The organism is Ruegeria sp. A4 (assembly GCF_056543025.1).
This window is the reverse complement of sequence record NZ_JBQGAW010000001.1, coordinates 587,485-605,253: the sequence shown is the minus strand read 5'-3', so window position 1 is coordinate 605,253 and position 17,769 is coordinate 587,485. Positions and strand designations below refer to the sequence as shown.

Genomic DNA, 17,769 nt, shown 5'->3' with positions numbered 1-17,769 from the left:
CGCGTATACGGCAGGTTTGAAGGCAGTGCAAGGGTCAAAGACTTATTTTTCAAGCCGCGACAATGCATGCGCGTGGCGCACTGCCGCCTCGCAATGGGCCGCCAGTTCCTTGCGGTTGGTGAAATCCCTGACCCGGGCGGGAGCGTGATAGATCAGTTCAACGGACCCCTGCCTGCGCGCGCCCAATGTCTTGAGCAGATGAGGCGCGAAATCCATATCGCCCCACCAGCCATAGAACCGATCAGGCTGACCTTTCGGCGCGTGAAACACCACCGAGACCGGTTGGACATACATGAAATCCCGCAGCTCGTCTGCGAAGAAAGCGGCAAAGAGCGTTGTTTTAAATGGCAAAACACGCAATCCATCGGTCGAGGTGCCCTCGGGGAAAAACAACAGCTTGTGTCCGGCCTTCAGGCGTTCTTCGAAGATCGCCGTCTGCTCGCGCGCCTTTTTGCGATCCCTCTCGATGAATACGGTCCCGGTGGCCCGTGCCAACCACCCGATACCCGGCCAGTTCGCAACTTCTGCCTTGGACACGAAGTAGACCCTTTTGCGGGCGTTCAGGGCAAAGATATCCAGCCAGGATGTGTGATTGGCGACAACGGCACCGTGTTCCTTCATCAACGCGCCCGAGCAGCGAAATCCGATTCCCAGGATCCGGAACGCGTTTCGACACACGAACTGGCTGATGAACGGTGTAACGGGGCGACGAACACCGAAAAGCGGCAACTCGATCAATCGAATGGCCAACAGAACAAGCAGCCCACCGAACACAAGGATGGCCAAGGGCAAACCCCTCAGGATCACAAGAATCCAGCCGACAAAACCCAGTTCGATCGGATCCGGCGCATCCTCACTGTTCCAAAGCGGATCATTCACCGGATCAAGCTCCGCCATAGATGCGCTTCTGCCGCTCGTTCATGCGGGTCGTATCCAGGATCAGGCACACATCGGTGGTGTTGAAGGAATGATCGATGAACGCCCCCTCACCCACAAACCCGCCAAGCCTCAGATAGGCTTTGATCAGGGCCGGAACCTGCACCATGGCACGACGACGATCCAGCGCGTCCGGTGCGACAAGATCCATGGACTGAAACACGCTCGGCTGGGCGCGCACCCGCAAGTCTGGCGGCGCCAGATGATTGTTATGCAGCATCGACAGCGGCTGGGCCAGTTCCTGAACATCCGTGCCGTGAAAGCTGGCGACGCCGAACAGAACTTCGATCTGGCGTTCGGCCACATAGCGAGAGAGACCATTCCAGAGATGATACATGGCCGTACCGCCCCGGTAGTCCCTGTGCAGGCACGACCGACCCAGTTCCAGCAACTTGCGGCCACTTTGCTTGAGAACGCTCAGATCGTATTCATCCTCGGAATAAAACTGCCCCAATTCAGCGGCGCGATCCCCCGGTAACAGCCTGTAAACGCCGACAACTTCTCCGGTCGCATCATCAATGGCCAGCATGTGATCGAAATAGGGATCAAACCGGTCCCGTTCCAGCCCGGCCACATGATCGACCAGCGCCCCTCCGCCGCCGAGTTCGCGCACAAATACGTCATAACGCAACCGCTGCGCTGCGCGCAGTTCGTCCTGGGTTTCCGCCAGTTTGATCGTGAACGAGGGGCCAGCGTCCGGCATGTCAGACTTATCGATCCTGTTTTATCAACGCGGCTGATACCTCAGTTCTTCGGGGGAAGGCAACAAGTGGAGATCTGGTCTTTTCCGTTAACTCTTCTTAAACCAGTTTCACGGATCAAAGACCGGCATCAGGGCGATGCGTGTTCCGTCGATTACCACTTTCCCCTGCTCGCGAAAGTTAACGGTGATCTTGCCTGCGATGTTGGACTGAACCTGTCCGACACCCCATTCGGGGAAATCCGGGTGGCGAACAAACATGCCCGGTGCAAGAATAGCATTCATGTCTGTCATTTGGGGCTTCCAGTTCCTGCGGCAGATACCGCAGGAGGTACGCATGGGCAACGCGAACGTCAACCTGGCTGAATTGATCGGCTCACGGATCTGCCACGATCTGATCAGCCCGATCGGGGCGATCACCAACGGGCTGGAGCTGTTGGACATGGTTGGCGCTGTCCAGGGCCCCGAGATGGAGTTGATCTCGGGCAGCGTCGGCAGTGCGGGCGCGCGTATCCGGTTTTTCCGGGTTGCCTTCGGATCAGCAGGAGAACAGCCACTGGGCCGGGCTGAAGTGGCCGAACTGCTCAAGGACATCGAACGCACCGGACGGGTGCGGGTAAACTGGAATCTGAAGGAGCCCGTGCCCCGAAATCAGGTCAAACTGGCCTTTTTGGCAATCATGTGTTTCGAAAGCGCCATGCCACTGGGCGGTACAGTCGAAATCGCGACCCAGGATGGAAAATGGTCGGTCACCGGGACAGCGGACAAGCTGAACGTGGACACTGAACTGTGGAAACATGTTGCAACCGGCCGGTTTCCCAACAAGATTACACCCGCGCAGGTCCAGTTCGCTCTGCTGCCCGAAACGGCACATGCGATGGGTCGGCGCGTTTCCGTGGAAACCGCAGCGACCCGCTTTTTGCTGCGTTTTTAATCCCGAATCGTTCCGTTCCCGCGCACAAGATATTTGAAACTGGTCAATTGGGCGGCCCCCACCGGGCCGCGGGCATGCATTTTGCCCGTGGCGATACCGATCTCGGCGCCCATCCCGAATTCACCACCATCGGCGAACTGAGTCGAAGCGTTGTGCATCAGAATTGCGCTATCAAGGCGCTCAAAGAAACAGGCCGCGGCCGTGTCATCCTCGGTCATGATGCAATCGGTATGGTTCGACCCGTAATGCCGGATATGCGCAATGGCTGCATCGATATCGGCGACGGGCTTGGCCGCGATCACGCTGTCCAGAAACTCTTTTCCCCAATCCTCCGCCGTCGCGGAAATTGTACCCTCGACCGCAAGAGCGCCTTCGGCGTGAACCTCGACCCCTGCTTTCAGCAGCGCGGCGATCACGTCACGCCCCAGCGTTTCGGCGATGTCCTGATGGATCAGCAGGCATTCGGCAGCGCCGCAGATCCCGGTACGGCGCGTTTTGGCGTTCAACACCACGTCCAGCGTTTTCTGCGGATCTGCGGCCTTGTCGACATAGATGTGCACGATGCCTTCAAGATGGGCAAAAACAGGCACACGGGCCTCACGCTGGACCAGCCCGACCAAGCCCTTGCCGCCGCGCGGAACGATGACGTCGACATAGTCGGTCATGGTCAGCAATTCCTGAACCGCCGCACGGTCACGTGTCGGCACCAGTTGAATCGAATCTTCCGGCAGATCGGCGGCCTTCAGCCCCTCGACCAGGCAGGCATGAATCGCTGTCGAAGAATGAAAGCTCTCGGAGCCGCCACGCAGAATGACGGCATTTCCGGATTTCAGACACAGCGCACCTGCGTCGGCCGTGACATTGGGGCGGCTTTCATAGATCACGCCGATCACACCCAGCGGGGTGCGTACGCGTTGGATTTTCAATCCGGTCGGGCGGTCCCATTCGGCCAGCACTTCGCCCACCGGATCGGTCTGATCAGCCACCGCGCGCAGACCATCGACCATGCCCTGAACACGCGCCTCATCCAGCATCAGCCGATCCATCATCGCCGGGCTCAGACCTTTCTCGCGGCCGAACTCCAGATCCTTCCGGTTGGCTTCGATGATCTGCGCCCGATTGGCCCAAACCGCGTCGGCCGCAGCAATCAGGGCGGCATGTTTGCGTTCTGGGCTTGCAAAAGCCAGATCGCGCGATGCCGCTTTGGCACGTTTCCCAAGATCAGCCATCAGAGCGGGAATGCTGTCGAAATCTTTCATGTCGCGTGCCTTTCAGGTCATCTTTTTCAGTATTTACAGGGCCAGGTCATCCCGGTGAATAAGGGCCGCACGGCCGGGATATCCAAGGGTCGCCTCGATCTCGGACGATTTGCGCCCCTTGATCGCGTCAGCCTCCTGCGCGGTGTAACGGCTGATCCCCTGCGCCAGCCGGCGGGCCTTGGGGTCAAGGATCGCGACAGGGTCGCCGCGCCCGAAATCGCCGGTCACTTCAACAATACCCGCGGGCAACAGGCTTTTGCCATTTGCCAGCGCATTGGCAGCCCCTTCATCGATGGTGATTTCGCCACGCGGTTTCATGGCCGAAATCCAACGTTTGCGCGCAGCATGCGGGTCCAGCGTTGCGGTAAACCACGTCGAGTTCGCGCCATTTTCCAGCGTTTTCAGAGGGTTCAGAACCGATCCTTCCGTGATCGCCATCGCACATCCGCCCGCGGTGGCCATCTTGGCGGCCAGCAGCTTTGTCTTCATTCCGCCCTTTGACAGGCCAGAGCCCGCATCGCCCGCCATGGCTTCGATTTCGGGCGTGATCTTGTCGATCGTTTCGAAACGCGTGGCCGAGGCGTCCTCGTTGGGGTTGCCCGAATAGAAACCATCGACATCTGACAGCAGGATCAACTGATCCGCTCCGACCGTTACCGCGATTTGCGCGGCCAGACGATCATTGTCGCCATACCGGATCTCATCCGTTGCTACGGTATCGTTTTCGTTGACGATCGGCACGACACCCAAACCCAGCAGCGTTTCCAGGGTCGCGCGTGAATTCAGATAGCGGCGGCGATCCTCGCTGTCCTCCAATGTCACCAAAACCTGCGCCGTGGTGATCCCATGAGGGGTCAACGCCTCTTCATATGCGCGCGCCAGACGAATTTGCCCGACGGCAGCGGCAGCTTGCGACTTTTCCAACGGCAATGTCGCCATGGACAGACCCAAAACGCCGCGGCCCAGTGCAATCGATCCGGACGAGACGAGGATTACATCTGTCCCCTGCCCCTTGAGCCATGCGACATCCTGCGCCAACGAAAACAACCATTCCTTGCGCAACAGGCCGGTTTCGCGATCAACCAGCAAAGCCGACCCGATTTTGACAACCAATCGGCGCGCTGAAGTCAGGGTTGCCAAGGCTGCGCCTCCTCAGCGGGTTTCTGACGCACACGATTGTCATCGATCTGGCCGCGCAACGCGCGCAAAACCTCGGTTACACCTTGATGAGCAACACCGGACATCATCATCACCGGGCCGCCAACGGCCTCTTCAAGCTCGGCTTTGGCCAGATCACGTTCTTCGTCATCCAGCGCATCGACCTTGTTCAGGACGGTGATCCGGGGTTTCTGGGCCAGCTCACCGCCATAGGCCTCAAGCTCGTGGATAATTGTGCGGTAGTCATTTGCAACCGTTTCCGAGGTACCATCGACAAGATGCAGCAGCACGGCGCAGCGCTCAACATGACCAAGAAAGCGGTCTCCGATCCCGCGGCCCTCATGTGCGCCTTCGATCAGGCCGGGGATGTCGGCCACCACGAATTCCACGTTGTCGACCCCCACGACACCCAGATTTGGGTGCAGCGTGGTAAACGGATAATCCGCGATCTTGGGCCGCGCGTTTGACGTGGCTGCAAGAAAGGTCGATTTGCCTGCATTTGGCATGCCCAGCAGACCCACATCGGCGATCAGCTTCAGACGCAGCCAGATCGTGCGGTCAATGCCGGCCTGCCCCGGATTCGCACGCCGGGGGGCCTGGTTGGTGGCCGATTTGAAGTGCAGATTGCCGAAACCGCCATTGCCCCCTTTTGCAAGCAGAACGCGCTGACCCACCTCGGTCAGATCGCAGATGACGGTTTCTTCATCCTCATCCAGGATCTCGGTGCCGACAGGCACGCGCAGGACAATGTCATCGCCATCCTTGCCGGTACGTTGCTGGCCCCTGCCCGGCTGGCCGTTCTTGGCAAAGAAATGCTGCTGAAACCGGAAGTCGATCAGGGTGTTCAGCCCGTCCACGACTTCGGCCCAGACAGACCCGCCTTTACCGCCGTCCCCGCCATCAGGGCCGCCGTATTCGATGTATTTTTCGCGTCGGAAGCTGACGCAACCGCTACCGCCAGCCCCGGACCGGATGTAGACCTTTGCAAGATCGAGAAATTTCATGGTCTGTCCCCTACTGCAAAGGCCCCATCGGCCACAAGTCAGAGTTTTTTACTGTATGTCCAGGTGGGCACATTCGCATCACGCGCCACCGAATAGCTTTCTGCATCGCCAAGATACTGGAACCCGCAATGAGTCAGGACCCGCGCCGAGGCCGGATTGTCCTGAAACACGCTGGCAAACATCGTCGCGTTTTTCAGCGGGTTGGCATTTACCAGCGCTTCGACAGCCATCGACGCAATGCCGGTGTTCCAGTAGATCGGCGCCACCCAATAGCCCACTTCGGACTGGTTCCGATCCAGCCGCTTCAGCGTGATCAGACCGATCAGTTCCGGACCGCCGTCCTTGGTGGCATCCATGACCCAGACGTCCTCGTCCCGGTCCTCGGCCATCGAGCGCGTCACAAAGGCCTCGGTCGAGCCGGGGGCCAAAGGATGCGCGATACTCGTCGTCATGCGCGCCACACGCTCATCACCGGCATAGTGCTCGATCAGCCCCATATCCGACCGACGCAGAGGGCGCAGATCGAACCGCTCGGTTTCTATGACCGGCTGATTTATTATTGTTTCAAGTTTCATGGGTGTGTTCCTCCTCCGAACAACACGAAAAGTACGGACGAAACCGTAAGGCCTGCCAACGTCCACATCAGATATTTTTCAACGGGTCGTCCTTCAACCGCATGGGCAATTCTATCGCCCGCAAAAGTCCAGATCGGATGAAGGATCACCTGGCAAAACAACAAACACAGAGCAATCGTAACCGTCGCTTCGAAACTGGGGGTGCCCGCAGCCACGAACCCGGTGAACCCGGCAATGATCATGGCCCAGGCCTTGGGGTTGAGCGGATGAACAATCAGCCCGGCCAGAAAGCCGGGGGCGTTCCCTTCAGCCTGTTGTCGCGACAAACGCGTGTTGGCGATCTTCCACGCCAGCCAAAAAATATAGGCCGCTGACGCGTATTTAAGCACCGTAAACACCGCGGGTGCCTGATCCGCGAGTTGCAGCAATCCAAAGCCGACCGGCCAAATGATCAACTGCTTCCCAAGGATAACACCTCCGACAAAAGGCAACGCGGCGCGAAATCCAAAACGCGCACCAGTACCCAGCAGGACCATGTTGGCCGGTCCCGGCGTGCCGACCTGGCTGGCGGCAAAGATCAGGAAACTGGTGGTTGCGACTGTCATCGGTTTGTTTGATCACGACTGCGTTAAAACGAAAAAAGGACCGGCACTTTGTGCCGGTCCCCCATGAATTTTTCTTAAACCTTCTGGGTTTCGGCTTACTCTGCGGCCTCCGCCACTGGCAGGACCGAAATGAAGGTGCGGTTTTTGAGCCCCTTGTGGAACTTCACGGCGCCATCAGTGGTTGCAAAGATGGTGTGATCCTTGCCCATACCGACGCCTTCGCCCGGCCAGAACTTGGTGCCGCGCTGACGCACGATGATGTTGCCTGCGATGGCAGCCTGGCCACCATACAGTTTGACGCCAAGGCGACGACCCGCTGAGTCGCGGCCGTTACGGGAGGAACCGCCAGCTTTTTTATGTGCCATTCTCTCTCTCCTTAGCCTTTGGCCAGCTCTTTGGCCTGCTCAACCCATTCGGGTTTCACTTTGACCGTTTCGATAGCAGCAATCTGCTCGTCCGACAAGGCGGCCAGAGCGGCAAAGCTCTCGATACCGGCTTCGGCAAGCTTCTTGGCAGCGGCAGGGCCGACACCGTTCAGCTTGGTCAGATCGTCCGCAGCAGCAGCGGCAGGTGCCTCTGCCTTGGCTTCGGCTTTCTTGGCGGGCTTTGCAGCAGGTGCCGCTTCGCCAGCCGGAGCCGAACCGGTTGCAGCCTTGATGCCCGACTTGTCAGCGCCCGACGACAGGATGTCGGTGATCTTGACCAGTGTCAGCTTCTGACGGTGGCCAACGGTACGCTTCGAGCTGTGCTTACGACGACGCTTGACGAACTTGATGACCTTGTCACCTTTGATCTGTTCGATAACTTCGGCCTGAACGCCTGCGCCTTCGATGAACGGTGCGCCAACGACCGGAGCGTCGCCACCCAGCATCAGAACATCGTTGAATTGAACTTTTTCACCTGCGTCGGCAGCCAGCTTTTCAACGCGGAGGATATCACCCGCCTGAACCTTGTACTGCTTGCCGCCAGTCTTGAGGACCGCAAACATGCGTCTTTCCTTTGTCTAACCGCGTTCTGTGGTCCCCTTCCGGGAGTTTCCGGCCCCAAGACACTTGAAAGCCACCTCGAACAGCGCGCCCTTTTCGGGCTGTGTGAATGACCATCAGGACATCCCAAGGGTCAAATAATAACGATACCCGGCACGGAAAACCGGCCGGGATGCGCGCTTATCCATAGATCGCCGGGAAAAGTCAACACCAAAGCGTCGTCAGAGATCAGACGCCCTGAGTGTCTGTGCGACCGCCCGCCCCAACCGGAAAGAGATATCGTTGAACATCCGGTCAAAGCCGTCGAAAAGCGCCTCGTTCAGGGCGCGCCCGGTTTCGGTTCTGGAGAACGCAATATTCTCACGCATCTGGGTCTCGTCCAACGGCCGATAGGCCATCAGAAGAAAGGAATAAAGCCACGCCTCGGTTTCCGCTGCGCGGCTTTCTTTCTGTGACAGAAGTTCGGCCAGCAATTCCTGTTCGTCGCCTTGCGCGTCGACATCAAGGCCCTGAAAGAAGCTGTAGTCGGAACTCAGCGCCCCATGAACGTTCTTTTCAACAAGGTCATTTGCCTGGATGTACTCATCGACCAACTCGAAACGAGTCGAGTCGCGCTCAACGGACTCGTAAGCTTCGCGGGCCATGTCCTCGATGGCCGGGTCCGACATCGCCTGCCGGGCCGAGTTTTCCAGCGACACGATCGTCTGACCAAGATCGCTTTCAAAAAACAGGATCGCTTGATCAAGCTGCGCAACGGACAGACCCGCCTCAAAGGCATCCGTCAGAAATCTCTGCATCAAGACCGGGTCGTAAATGTCTTTGACCTGTGCTTCAAAATACGCGCCGCCGGTATTGTCCAACAGCGTTTCGTCAAGTTCCTCGCGGTGCCCTTGACCTTCCTGTACGAGAATTTCCATCACATGCGAAAGATGCATGGCCTGCGCCAGCCGGTCGACCCTTTGATCGGCCAGCAATTGTGCGCCCCACAGAACAAACGCAATCGCCAGAAAAATGCGGTGCATCAAATATCCTGCGCGGGGTGCAATTCGGCCATTCGGGCCGCAAGTACTTCGAACCGCATGGCCATGATTTCGTATTGGATCGCGTTCAGCAGTTCATACACTTCCTGCATCAGGGGTTGTTCCAGCGCCTCGACATACGAGTCGACATCCGCATCGGAAAAGTCCTGATAGGTATAGGCTGCCCCCGCAAGGCTGGACAGTTGCAGCGACTGGCGCATACCGGCTTCGTTCCGCTTCATCAGCGCACGCAATTCATCCGCATCAAGTTGCAGGTCAATGACACCTGATGCGCTGGCTGCCAGAAGAAAACGCACCTGAATTTCTTGCAGGGCCCGTACTGCGGTACCGGTCGAATCGATCGCCTTGTTCATACGCTTGAAACTTTCGACCCGTTGCGATCCGTCCTTGATCAGGTCTGCGATGATTTTTTGGCCTTCCAGCTGCTTGGCCTCATCGTCCTCGAGCATATGCGAGGCGTTTTCGGCCTCAACCAGGCGCTGACCCAGATCCGATGCATAAAAGTCAACCGCGTGTGTCAGAGCCTCATCACTCAGGGTTTGTTCGAGGATGGAAACCGCGGTCTCGTGCATGGCGCCGACGTCAAAGACTTCGTCTGCCAGACGCGTCCAGTCCGATCCGAATCCATCGGGATCAATCCCCAGCATCTGAGGGGCAGACCTCGAGCTCAGCGCGATGCTTTCCAGAGCAACATCAAACCCGGTTGTGGTAAGAAAGGCCTCTATCCGATCACGGCTGGCGGCGGAAAGTTCCAAAGGGATCAGAACAAGCGCAAAGAGCGGGGCCAGAAACCAAAAGGCGGAGCGGCGTACAAACTGTATCATGGATATCAGACTAGGAGTTTTGCGCTGGCAGGCAACGGAAAATCCCGGGTTTCTTCAATTCCCGAATTTTCTGCTTGCACCCCTGCCCGTTCCTCACTAAATCCCCCCCTCACAGACCCCCGCGGAGAGGTGCCGGAGTGGTCGAACGGGGCGGTCTCGAAAACCGTTGTGGGTGCAAGCCCACCCAGGGTTCGAATCCCTGTCTCTCCGCCACTATCCCAACGCAGGCTCAATGCTGCCTTTTGGCCCACAAGAAGCGCCCGAAAATTGGTTGCGGCTGCGGGCCATTCCCGGCGGATCGCCGCCAAAACAGGGCGCGACATCTTTGTGCCGGCGTGTTCTTGCCGCGTTTCAAAGGACAATGAGCATAGCCCGGCTTATACTCTATTCTGCTGAGAATTATCGGGAATTCCCCTTTGTACCTGAGTTATTTTTAGCGCATTCCGGCGACACAATTTCCAAAGGAGACACCCATGTCGCGTACTCTTATTCTTGCCATCGTCATCGCCGCAATTGGCGCCGGCGGATACTATTACCTGAATCAACCCGAACCCACACCCGCCGAGCGTTTGGAAACCGCGGCAGAAGAAGCCGCCGAAGCTGTGACAGACGCGGCTTCATCTGTACAGGACGCTGCCTCTGACGCTGTCGATGCTGCGACCGAACAAGCCGCCGAAGCAGCGTCGTCGCTGACGGACCAAGCGACAGAAGCGGCGTCATCGGTTGCAGATCAGGCAAGCGAAGCCGCGTCATCGGTGGCGGATCAGGCCTCTGACGCTGCTCAGGAGGCCAGCGATCAGGTGGCCGCGCTGGCCGGTCAGGGGCAGGAGTTGCTGAACTCATGGCTTCAGGAAGGCAAGCTGGACCCGACCAACTTCGACTATGATGGCATTATGACATCTCTTCAGGACAGCACTCTGGCCACCGATCTGAAGGATCAGGCGATCAAGATTGTGAATGATATCAAGGATTCGCCTGAAATGATTGTTCAGAAAATTCAGGAACTGACCAACCTGCTGACCCAACAGTAAAGTGTTGAAGGCCGGTCCACGGGTCGGCCTTTGCCCCGGGGCGCATCTGCGCTGCCCCTACGTTACGGTGTCGTTGAATTGACCTCCTGCGCGGCTTTTGATTGGCTGTGCCTGACAAAAAGCCCGCGCCCTGCCCGACTGGTCTGACGCTTTTCGGACAAGGGGCGCGCTTTGATTCAGCCAAATTCGAGGATCAACCGATGACCGACCTGCCACAGACTATGTTCGCCGCAATCCTTAAGCATGACGGGTATTCCGGTACGGCGACCGGACCAGCCATTGAAAACGCCGCCGACTGGTTGGAAGAAGCCGAAGTTCCCACGCCGGAACCCGGCCCGGGCCAGGTGCTGATCCGTTTGCGTGCAGCTTCGGTCAATCCGTCCGATCTGCATTTCATCAAAGGTGAATACGGGCAGCCAAGGGTCAAGGGATCCCCCGCCGGATTTGAAGGATGCGGAGACGTCGTGGCCGCAGGAAAGGGCGCCGAGGCCTTGCAAGGGCAACGCGTCGCGTTCGTCGCTGCCGGATCGGGGGCCTGGGCGGAGTATGTCGTCACGCAGATGCAGATGTGCATCCCTCTGCGCCCTGATATCTCGGACGATGACGGGGCCGCCCAGATCGTCAATCCAATGACGGCGATGGCCATGGTGGATATGGCCAAGGCCGACGGCGATGCCTTTGTCGTATCAGCCGCGACCAGCCAGTTGGGCAAGCTGATGTGCAGCCTTGGTCGGGATCTGGGTTTGAAGCCGATCGCTTTGGTACGCCGGGCCGAGACGGCAGGGATGTTGAAAGACCTTGGCGCGGCCGAAGTACTTGTGACAACCGACGAAGACATTGTCGCAAAGTTTGCTGATCTGAGTGCGCAGCTGAAACCGCGCGTGTTTCTGGATGCCGTGACGGACCAATTGTCCGAACAATTGTTCTGCGCCATGCCCAACCGGGCGCGCTGGATCAGTTATGGCAAGCTGTCGACCGAGGCGCCGACGCTGACTCAGACAGGGCAGTTGATTTTCATGGGAAAGCGGATCGAAGGGTTCTGGCTGACAAGCTGGATGATGTCGACCCCGCCCGCCGATCAGATGCGTGTCGTGGCCGAAGTTCAGGCCCGGTTTGCCGACGGGCGCTGGAAAACGGATGTTTCTGAACGCCTTACACTCAGAAATCTTGTACAAAACCTGGCTGATGCGCTGAAAAAGAGTGACGGCAAGGTGATAATAACGCCATAGTAGAACAAACCCGCGTCACCGGAGGACGCGCGCGGGCGGAACGCGGCACCGGCAAACCGGTCGAGGGAGGACAGTTTGGATAACGCACAGCTGCTGATCAGCGGACTGGCAAACGGGTGTGTCTATGGCCTGATCGCGCTTGGCTTTGTTCTGATCTACAAGGCGACCGAAGCGGTGAATTTCGCGCAGGGCGATTTCATGATGCTGGGGGCCTTTGTCACCATCGGCCTGACCAATACCGAATATATGGGCCTGCCATTCTGGCTGGCCCTGCCGATCTCACTGGGGATCATGGGGGCATTGGGATATCTTCTGGATCGCCTGATCATCCGTCGCCTGTTTGGCGAAAGTCAGACCGCCGTCGTTATCCTGACCATCGCCCTGGGCTTCGTGATCCGTTTCGTGGCCGGATTGATCTGGGGGCACGAACCGCAAACGCTGCAAAACCCGCTTGCAGGGAAGGAGCTGCGCTTTGGCGGCCTTGTGCTGGGGCTGGAGGATGTCGCCGTGATCGTCGTCACCATCCTGCTGACATGGGGCCTTTACGTCTTTTTCAACCGTTCCAAGCTCGGGCTGGCGATGCAGGGGGCGTCGCAAAACCAGCTGGCGGCGTATTACATGGGCGTGCCTGTCAAGCGGGTTCAGGGGTTCATCTGGGCGCTGGCCGGGATCGTAGCGGGGATTGCAGGCATTCTGTTCGCCGCCAAGGGCGCCGTGGATCCGACAACGGGATTGCTGGGCATCAAGGCATTTGCCGCCGCCGTCATCGGCGGGTTCGGAAGCTTGCCCGGGGCGCTGGCCGGTGGTCTTGTCGTCGGGGTGATCGAGCCTTTCGCCAGCCGCTATATCGCGGCGGGTTACAGCCAGATCGCGCCATACGCCCTGCTGCTTGCCGTGCTGATCTTTCGCCCCAATGGGTTGTTCAGTCAGGTTCGGGTCAAAAAGGTCTGAGCCATGCGGATCATCTTCAAAACCGACTACATGCAGGATATCCGCCCGTGGAAAGACCTTTACCAGCTTGTCCTGTATCTGATCCTTCTGACGGTGGTTGCCGCAGCCCCCTGGTGGCTGGATGAGTTCTATCTGGGCGAGCTGACCAACGTCCTGATCTGGGCCATTGCCGGATTGGGTCTGATGGTCCTGACCGGGCATACAGGTCAAGTCAGTCTGGGCCACGCAGCCTTTCTGGCTTTTGGCTGCTATGCCAACGTTGCCCTGATTGAAGCCGGGGTGCCCTTTCTTCTCGCTTTTCCGCTGGCCGGCATCCTGACGGGGATCGCGGGCGTGACCGTTGCGATCCCTGCCCTGCGCCTGCATGGCATCTATCTGGCCATCTTCACCATGGCTCTTTCGATCCTGATGGACGACATCATCGTTCTGTCCGAACCCATCACTGGCGGCGTTGCGGGCAAATATGTCGGCGGGGTCGAAATCTTCGGCCATCTGGTGGACCGCTGGGGAACGCCCGATCAGTTTTTCTGGCTGGTCCTGACCGTCACCGTGCTGGTCACACTGGGATATATCAACCTGCTGCGCGCGCCTTTGGGGCGCAGCTTCATCGCGGTGCGCGACTCTGAGGTTTCGGCCCAGGCCATGGGCATCGACATCGCGCGGACAAAGATGATCTCTTTCGCGTTGTCCTGCGCGGTGACGGGCTGGGCCGGGGCGCTGATGGGATTGTTCGCCGGAGCGTTCAACAACGAAACCTTCAGTGTTCTGATCTCGATCCAACTGCTTATGATGATCGTCATCGGTGGGCTGGGATCGATCCATGGCGCATTTCTGGGCGCGACCGTGATCGGGTTCCTGCCGCAGTTTCTGTCGATCTCAAAAGAATATGCCGGTGCCCTGTTCGGCGGCAATACAGTCGCCATTCCGGGGTTGGAGTTCGGCATCTTCGGCATGATCCTGATCGCTTTCATCCTGTTCGAACCCATGGGCATCTATGGCCGCTGGCTGAAAATCCGCACGTGGTTCGAGCTGTTCCCCTTCTATCGAAAAGACATGTTCAAACGGCAGAAATCCTATCTCAAGACGGAGCGTCTGAGATGAGCTTGCTGGAGTTCGAAAATGTCACCCTCAAGTTCGGCGGCCTGACGGCGGTGGATGACCTGTCATTCGACGTTCGGGAAGGTGAAGTCTTTGCCATCGTCGGTCCAAACGGTGCGGGCAAGTCCACTGTTTTCAACCTGATTTCCCGGTTCTACGATCCCGTTGACGGGGCGATCCGGTATGACGGTCATGATCTCCTTCGGGTCAAACCGTCCGGTGTCGCCGCCTATGGCGTAGCGCGGACATTTCAGAACATCGAGCTGTTCGAACACGCAACCGTTCTGCAAAACCTGCTGGTCGGACGCCACCGCCACCGCAGGACAAACCTGATTTCCGAGATTCTGTTCACACCGTCGGCAAAGCGACAGGAACTGGAAAACCGCGAGAAAGTGGAACGGATCATCGACTTTCTCGACCTGCAAGCCTATCGCGACAAGATGATATCGGGGCTGCCCTACGGCGTGCGCAAAGTGGTCGAAGTTGCACGGGCTTTGGCAACTGACCCAAAACTCTTGCTGCTGGACGAGCCGGCCTCCGGGTTGTCCGTGGAAGAAACAACAGACATGCGTTGGTGGATCGATGATATCCGACGGCAGATGGGCATCACCGTTTTGATGGTAGAACATGACATGGGCCTGGTCTCGGGCGTGTCAGACCGGGTTCTGGCCATGGCAGACGGCGCAAAACTGGCACTTGGGACCCCGGCCGAGGTTCAATCGCACCCGGCAGTGATCGAAGCCTATCTTGGGAAGGCTTCATGAGCGCGCCAATCCTGAAAATCCGAAATGTCGAAAGCTTTTATGGCCCGATCATGGCCATTCGCGGTGTTTCGCTGGACGTTCACGAAGGTACGATTGTTTCGATCCTTGGCGCAAACGGTGCCGGCAAGACGACGTTGATGAAAACCGTCTCGGGGGTGATGGACCCGGAAAAAGGCACGATCACCTTTGATGGAGACGACATACAGGGGGCCGAGCCGCATACCGTCGTCCAGCGCGGAATCGTGCATGTACCCGAAGGGCGCGAGGTGTTTCCTCTGCTCACCGTCGATGAAAACCTGAGCCTCGGCGCGTATACCCGAACGGACAAAGTGCAGATCGACCAGGATCGCGAGCTTGTTTTCAGTTACTTTCCAGTTCTGAAAGATCGTCGCACGCAAGAGGCCGGCACCCTTTCGGGCGGGCAGCAACAGATGCTGGCAATCGGACGGGGGCTGATGGCCCGTCCCCGCATCATGCTGCTGGATGAGCCGTCGCTTGGTCTGTCACCGCTTTTGGTGCAGGAAATTTTCGCCATTCTGAAACGTCTGAACGAAGAACAGCATATGACGATGCTGCTGGTCGAACAGAACGCCAATGCGGCGTTGCGGCTGGCGCATCATGGATACGTGATGGAGGTAGGCCGCATCGTCATGGATGGTGCTGCGGATACGTTGCTGAAATCCGAAGACATCCAGAACTTCTATCTTGGCGTGCAGGAAGAAGGCGCACGCGAAAGCCGCCGTTGGAAACGCAAGAAGACGTGGAGGTAAGCAAGATGGATGCCACGCCCCTCGCCTCGCAGGTCAAGATCAACGGCGTTGAACTGAATGCAACCCCCGGACAACGCCCGTTGCGCGTGGATGGGTGCACCACCATCAGCATGCTGTTTCAACACCGTTGCGCGGAACTGGGGGATCGTACAGCCCATCGCGAAAAGGATTTGGGCATCTGGAAGTCATATTCCTGGGCCGACTACTGGCAGCACGCCATGTGGATCGGGCTTGCCCTGCGCAAGCTGGGCCTGGAACGCGGTGACGTTGTTTCGATCCTGTCCGAGGACCGCAAGGAATGGATGTGGTTTGATATGGGCATTCAGTGCGTCGGGGGCATTTCTTCTGGCGTCTACACCACGGATTCGGCCAATCAACTGCAATATCTGGTCAACGACAGTGGCAGCAAGTTCCTCATCGTCGAGGACGAAGAGCATCTGGACAAGTTTCTGGAAGTCGAAAATCAAGTTCCGGATCTGATCAAGGTGATCATTCTGGAAGACGAAGGCTTGCACGACCTGACCCATCCGCGCTGCATGATGATCGACGATCTTTTCGCTTTGGGCCAGCAGGCCGAACAGGAAGATCCGGGACGGTTCGAAGCCGAAATCGCATTGGCCAAACCTCAGGATACAGCTTTGCTGGTTTATACATCCGGCACCACCGGCCAGCCCAAGGGCGCGATGTTGAGCCATGAAAACATCTTGGCCGGCATTGAGGCCGGTGCCTGGTCATTGCCAACGCAGGCCAGTGACGAACAACTGTGTTTCCTGCCCCTCTGCCATATTCTGGAACGCGACGTATCCGTCTATTTTCCACTCGCCGCCCGCTGCACCGTGAATTTCGCGGAAAGCCCTGAAACGGTCTTTGCAAATCTGCAAGAGGTCTCGCCTTCGACCTTCACGGCGGTCCCGAGAGTTTGGGAAAAGATCTATGCGCATGTGCAAATCCTGGCGCAGGATGCAACGCCGTTGGGTCGAATGGCATACGATCTTGCCCTGAAGGCCGGCGCACGGCGGGCCGAGTACGTGAGTTCGGGAAAACCCGTTCCCGCCGCCATCGCAGCCCGGTTCTGGGTTTGGGATCAGTTGGTTCTGAAGAATCTGCGCCGGATGCTCGGTTTGGACAAACTGCGCCGGGGTGGCACGGGTGCTGCGCCTATCTCGGCGGATTTGTTGAAATGGTACTGGGCTATCGGTGTGCCGATCGTCGAGGGTTTCGGCATGACCGAAACGTCCGGCCTCGCCACACTCAACACCGTGGAAAGCAACAAGATCGGAACCATCGGCAAGGTCGTCCCGGGGTGCGATATCCGCATCTCGGACGAAGGTGAAATTCAGCTCAAGGGCATGAACATCTTTCAGGGCTATTGGCGCAACAACGCAAAGACGGCGGAAAGCTTTACCGCCGATGGCTGGCTGCGCACCGGCGATATGGGGCGTATCGACAAGGACGGGTACGTTACCATCACCGGCAGGTTGAAAGACATCATCATCACCGCCGGTGGCAAGAACATCACCCCGGCCGAAATCGAAAGCCGGCTGAAGTTCAGCCATTACATCTCGGACGCGGTGATCATCGGCGACCGGCGCAAATACCTCACGGCGCTGATCATGATCGATCAGGAAAATGTCGAAAAATATGCGCAGGACCAGAAAATCCCTTTCTCGAACTTTGCCTCGCTTTGCGCCGCGGCCGAAGTCAAGGAACTGATCGGCGCCGAAGTGGCCGCAGTGAACAAGGAATTCGCGCGGGTTGAACAGATCAAGGATTTTCGCCTGATCGACGTTCTGCTGACCGCCGAGGATGACGAGCTTACCGCCACGATGAAGCTGAAACGCGGCCTAGTCGAAAAGAAACACGGACATCTGATTGAAGACATGTACACTTAGCCAAAGAGTTTTC

At 58.1% G+C, this 17,769-nt stretch carries 20 protein-coding genes and 1 tRNA gene; 9 read left to right on the top strand and 12 right to left on the bottom strand.

What is annotated here, in order from left to right:
* Positions 1-42: 42 nt before the first annotated feature.
* The 3 genes from olsA to ACR0E2_RS02990 all read right to left on the bottom strand — a co-directional run bounded on the left by olsA (position 43) and on the right by ACR0E2_RS02990 (position 1,930).
* Positions 43-897, bottom strand: coding sequence for a lyso-ornithine lipid O-acyltransferase (olsA, locus tag ACR0E2_RS03000; protein ID WP_480445120.1), 855 nt, complete (start codon positions 895-897; stop codon positions 43-45).
* Positions 884-1,639 carry an L-ornithine N(alpha)-acyltransferase gene (gene olsB / locus ACR0E2_RS02995; protein ID WP_480445119.1) on the bottom strand — a complete coding sequence of 252 codons (756 nt, stop codon included), beginning with the start codon at positions 1,637-1,639 and terminating at the stop codon, positions 884-886. Before olsB ends, olsA begins: the two co-directional genes overlap by 14 nt.
* Positions 1,640-1,747: 108 nt before the next feature.
* Positions 1,748-1,930 (bottom strand): DUF3553 domain-containing protein, encoded by a 183-nt coding sequence (locus ACR0E2_RS02990; protein ID WP_050602459.1) that lies wholly within the window; start codon positions 1,928-1,930, stop codon positions 1,748-1,750.
* A gap of 43 nt (positions 1,931-1,973) precedes the next feature.
* Between ACR0E2_RS02990 and ACR0E2_RS02985 the strand changes: the two genes are divergently transcribed.
* Positions 1,974-2,570 (top strand): histidine phosphotransferase family protein, encoded by a 597-nt coding sequence (locus ACR0E2_RS02985; RefSeq protein WP_480446172.1) that lies wholly within the window; start codon positions 1,974-1,976, stop codon positions 2,568-2,570.
* Here ACR0E2_RS02985 and ACR0E2_RS02980 read toward each other — a convergent pair.
* The 9 genes from ACR0E2_RS02980 to ACR0E2_RS02940 all read right to left on the bottom strand — a co-directional run bounded on the left by ACR0E2_RS02980 (position 2,567) and on the right by ACR0E2_RS02940 (position 10,021).
* Positions 2,567-3,829, bottom strand: coding sequence for a glutamate-5-semialdehyde dehydrogenase (locus ACR0E2_RS02980; protein ID WP_480445118.1), 1,263 nt, complete (start codon positions 3,827-3,829; stop codon positions 2,567-2,569). The genes ACR0E2_RS02985 and ACR0E2_RS02980 overlap by 4 nt on opposite strands.
* Before the next feature lie 33 nt (positions 3,830-3,862).
* The gene (gene proB, locus ACR0E2_RS02975; protein WP_480445116.1) at positions 3,863-4,969 is read right to left on the bottom strand and encodes a glutamate 5-kinase; all 1,107 of its coding nucleotides are present in this window, start codon (positions 4,967-4,969) and stop codon (positions 3,863-3,865) included.
* Entirely contained in the window at positions 4,957-5,991 is a 1,035-nt protein-coding gene (gene obgE / locus ACR0E2_RS02970) for a GTPase ObgE (RefSeq protein ID WP_480445115.1), read from the bottom strand. Before obgE ends, proB begins: the two co-directional genes overlap by 13 nt.
* A 38-nt stretch (positions 5,992-6,029) precedes the next feature.
* Positions 6,030-6,566, bottom strand: a complete 537-nt coding sequence (locus ACR0E2_RS02965; RefSeq protein ID WP_152457964.1) for a GNAT family N-acetyltransferase — start codon at positions 6,564-6,566, stop codon at positions 6,030-6,032.
* Positions 6,563-7,171, bottom strand: a complete 609-nt coding sequence (locus ACR0E2_RS02960) for a LysE family translocator (protein WP_480445114.1) — start codon at positions 7,169-7,171, stop codon at positions 6,563-6,565. The genes ACR0E2_RS02965 and ACR0E2_RS02960 overlap by 4 nt, the downstream gene beginning before the upstream one ends.
* A gap of 95 nt (positions 7,172-7,266) precedes the next feature.
* A complete protein-coding gene (gene rpmA / locus ACR0E2_RS02955) occupies positions 7,267-7,536 on the bottom strand; it encodes a 50S ribosomal protein L27 (protein ID WP_039535512.1) in 270 nt (89 codons plus the stop codon).
* 11 nt (positions 7,537-7,547) lie between these two features.
* On the bottom strand, positions 7,548-8,159 hold the full coding sequence (locus tag ACR0E2_RS02950; protein WP_152457962.1) for a 50S ribosomal protein L21: 612 nt from the start codon (positions 8,157-8,159) through the stop codon (positions 7,548-7,550).
* 219 nt (positions 8,160-8,378) lie between these two features.
* Positions 8,379-9,179: a DUF2059 domain-containing protein gene (locus ACR0E2_RS02945; protein ID WP_480445113.1), complete on the bottom strand. Its 801-nt coding sequence runs from the start codon at positions 9,177-9,179 to the stop codon at positions 8,379-8,381.
* The gene (locus tag ACR0E2_RS02940; RefSeq protein ID WP_171168195.1) at positions 9,179-10,021 is read right to left on the bottom strand and encodes a DUF2059 domain-containing protein; all 843 of its coding nucleotides are present in this window, start codon (positions 10,019-10,021) and stop codon (positions 9,179-9,181) included. Before ACR0E2_RS02940 ends, ACR0E2_RS02945 begins: the two co-directional genes overlap by 1 nt.
* Positions 10,022-10,144: 123 nt before the next feature.
* Between ACR0E2_RS02940 and ACR0E2_RS02935 the strand changes: the two genes are divergently transcribed.
* From ACR0E2_RS02935 to ACR0E2_RS02900, 8 genes are all read left to right on the top strand, one after another.
* A tRNA-Ser gene (locus ACR0E2_RS02935) sits at positions 10,145-10,234 on the top strand.
* A gap of 260 nt (positions 10,235-10,494) precedes the next feature.
* The gene (locus ACR0E2_RS02930) at positions 10,495-11,052 is read left to right on the top strand and encodes a hypothetical protein (protein WP_480445111.1); all 558 of its coding nucleotides are present in this window, start codon (positions 10,495-10,497) and stop codon (positions 11,050-11,052) included.
* A 200-nt stretch (positions 11,053-11,252) separates the two neighbouring features.
* A complete protein-coding gene (locus ACR0E2_RS02925) occupies positions 11,253-12,281 on the top strand; it encodes an alcohol dehydrogenase catalytic domain-containing protein (RefSeq protein ID WP_480445110.1) in 1,029 nt (342 codons plus the stop codon).
* Between the two features lie 75 nt (positions 12,282-12,356).
* Positions 12,357-13,232 carry a branched-chain amino acid ABC transporter permease gene (locus tag ACR0E2_RS02920; protein ID WP_171168199.1) on the top strand — a complete coding sequence of 292 codons (876 nt, stop codon included), beginning with the start codon at positions 12,357-12,359 and terminating at the stop codon, positions 13,230-13,232.
* Between the two features lie 3 nt (positions 13,233-13,235).
* Complete coding sequence (locus ACR0E2_RS02915; RefSeq protein WP_480445108.1) at positions 13,236-14,333, top strand: branched-chain amino acid ABC transporter permease; 1,098 nt, start codon at positions 13,236-13,238, stop codon at positions 14,331-14,333.
* On the top strand, positions 14,330-15,094 hold the full coding sequence (locus ACR0E2_RS02910) for an ABC transporter ATP-binding protein (RefSeq protein ID WP_480445106.1): 765 nt from the start codon (positions 14,330-14,332) through the stop codon (positions 15,092-15,094). Before ACR0E2_RS02915 ends, ACR0E2_RS02910 begins: the two co-directional genes overlap by 4 nt.
* Positions 15,091-15,864: an ABC transporter ATP-binding protein gene (locus tag ACR0E2_RS02905; protein ID WP_152457954.1), complete on the top strand. Its 774-nt coding sequence runs from the start codon at positions 15,091-15,093 to the stop codon at positions 15,862-15,864. The genes ACR0E2_RS02910 and ACR0E2_RS02905 overlap by 4 nt, the downstream gene beginning before the upstream one ends.
* A gap of 5 nt (positions 15,865-15,869) precedes the next feature.
* Positions 15,870-17,756 (top strand): AMP-dependent synthetase/ligase, encoded by a 1,887-nt coding sequence (locus tag ACR0E2_RS02900; RefSeq protein WP_480445105.1) that lies wholly within the window; start codon positions 15,870-15,872, stop codon positions 17,754-17,756.
* The last annotated feature ends 13 nt before the right edge of the window (positions 17,757-17,769 follow it).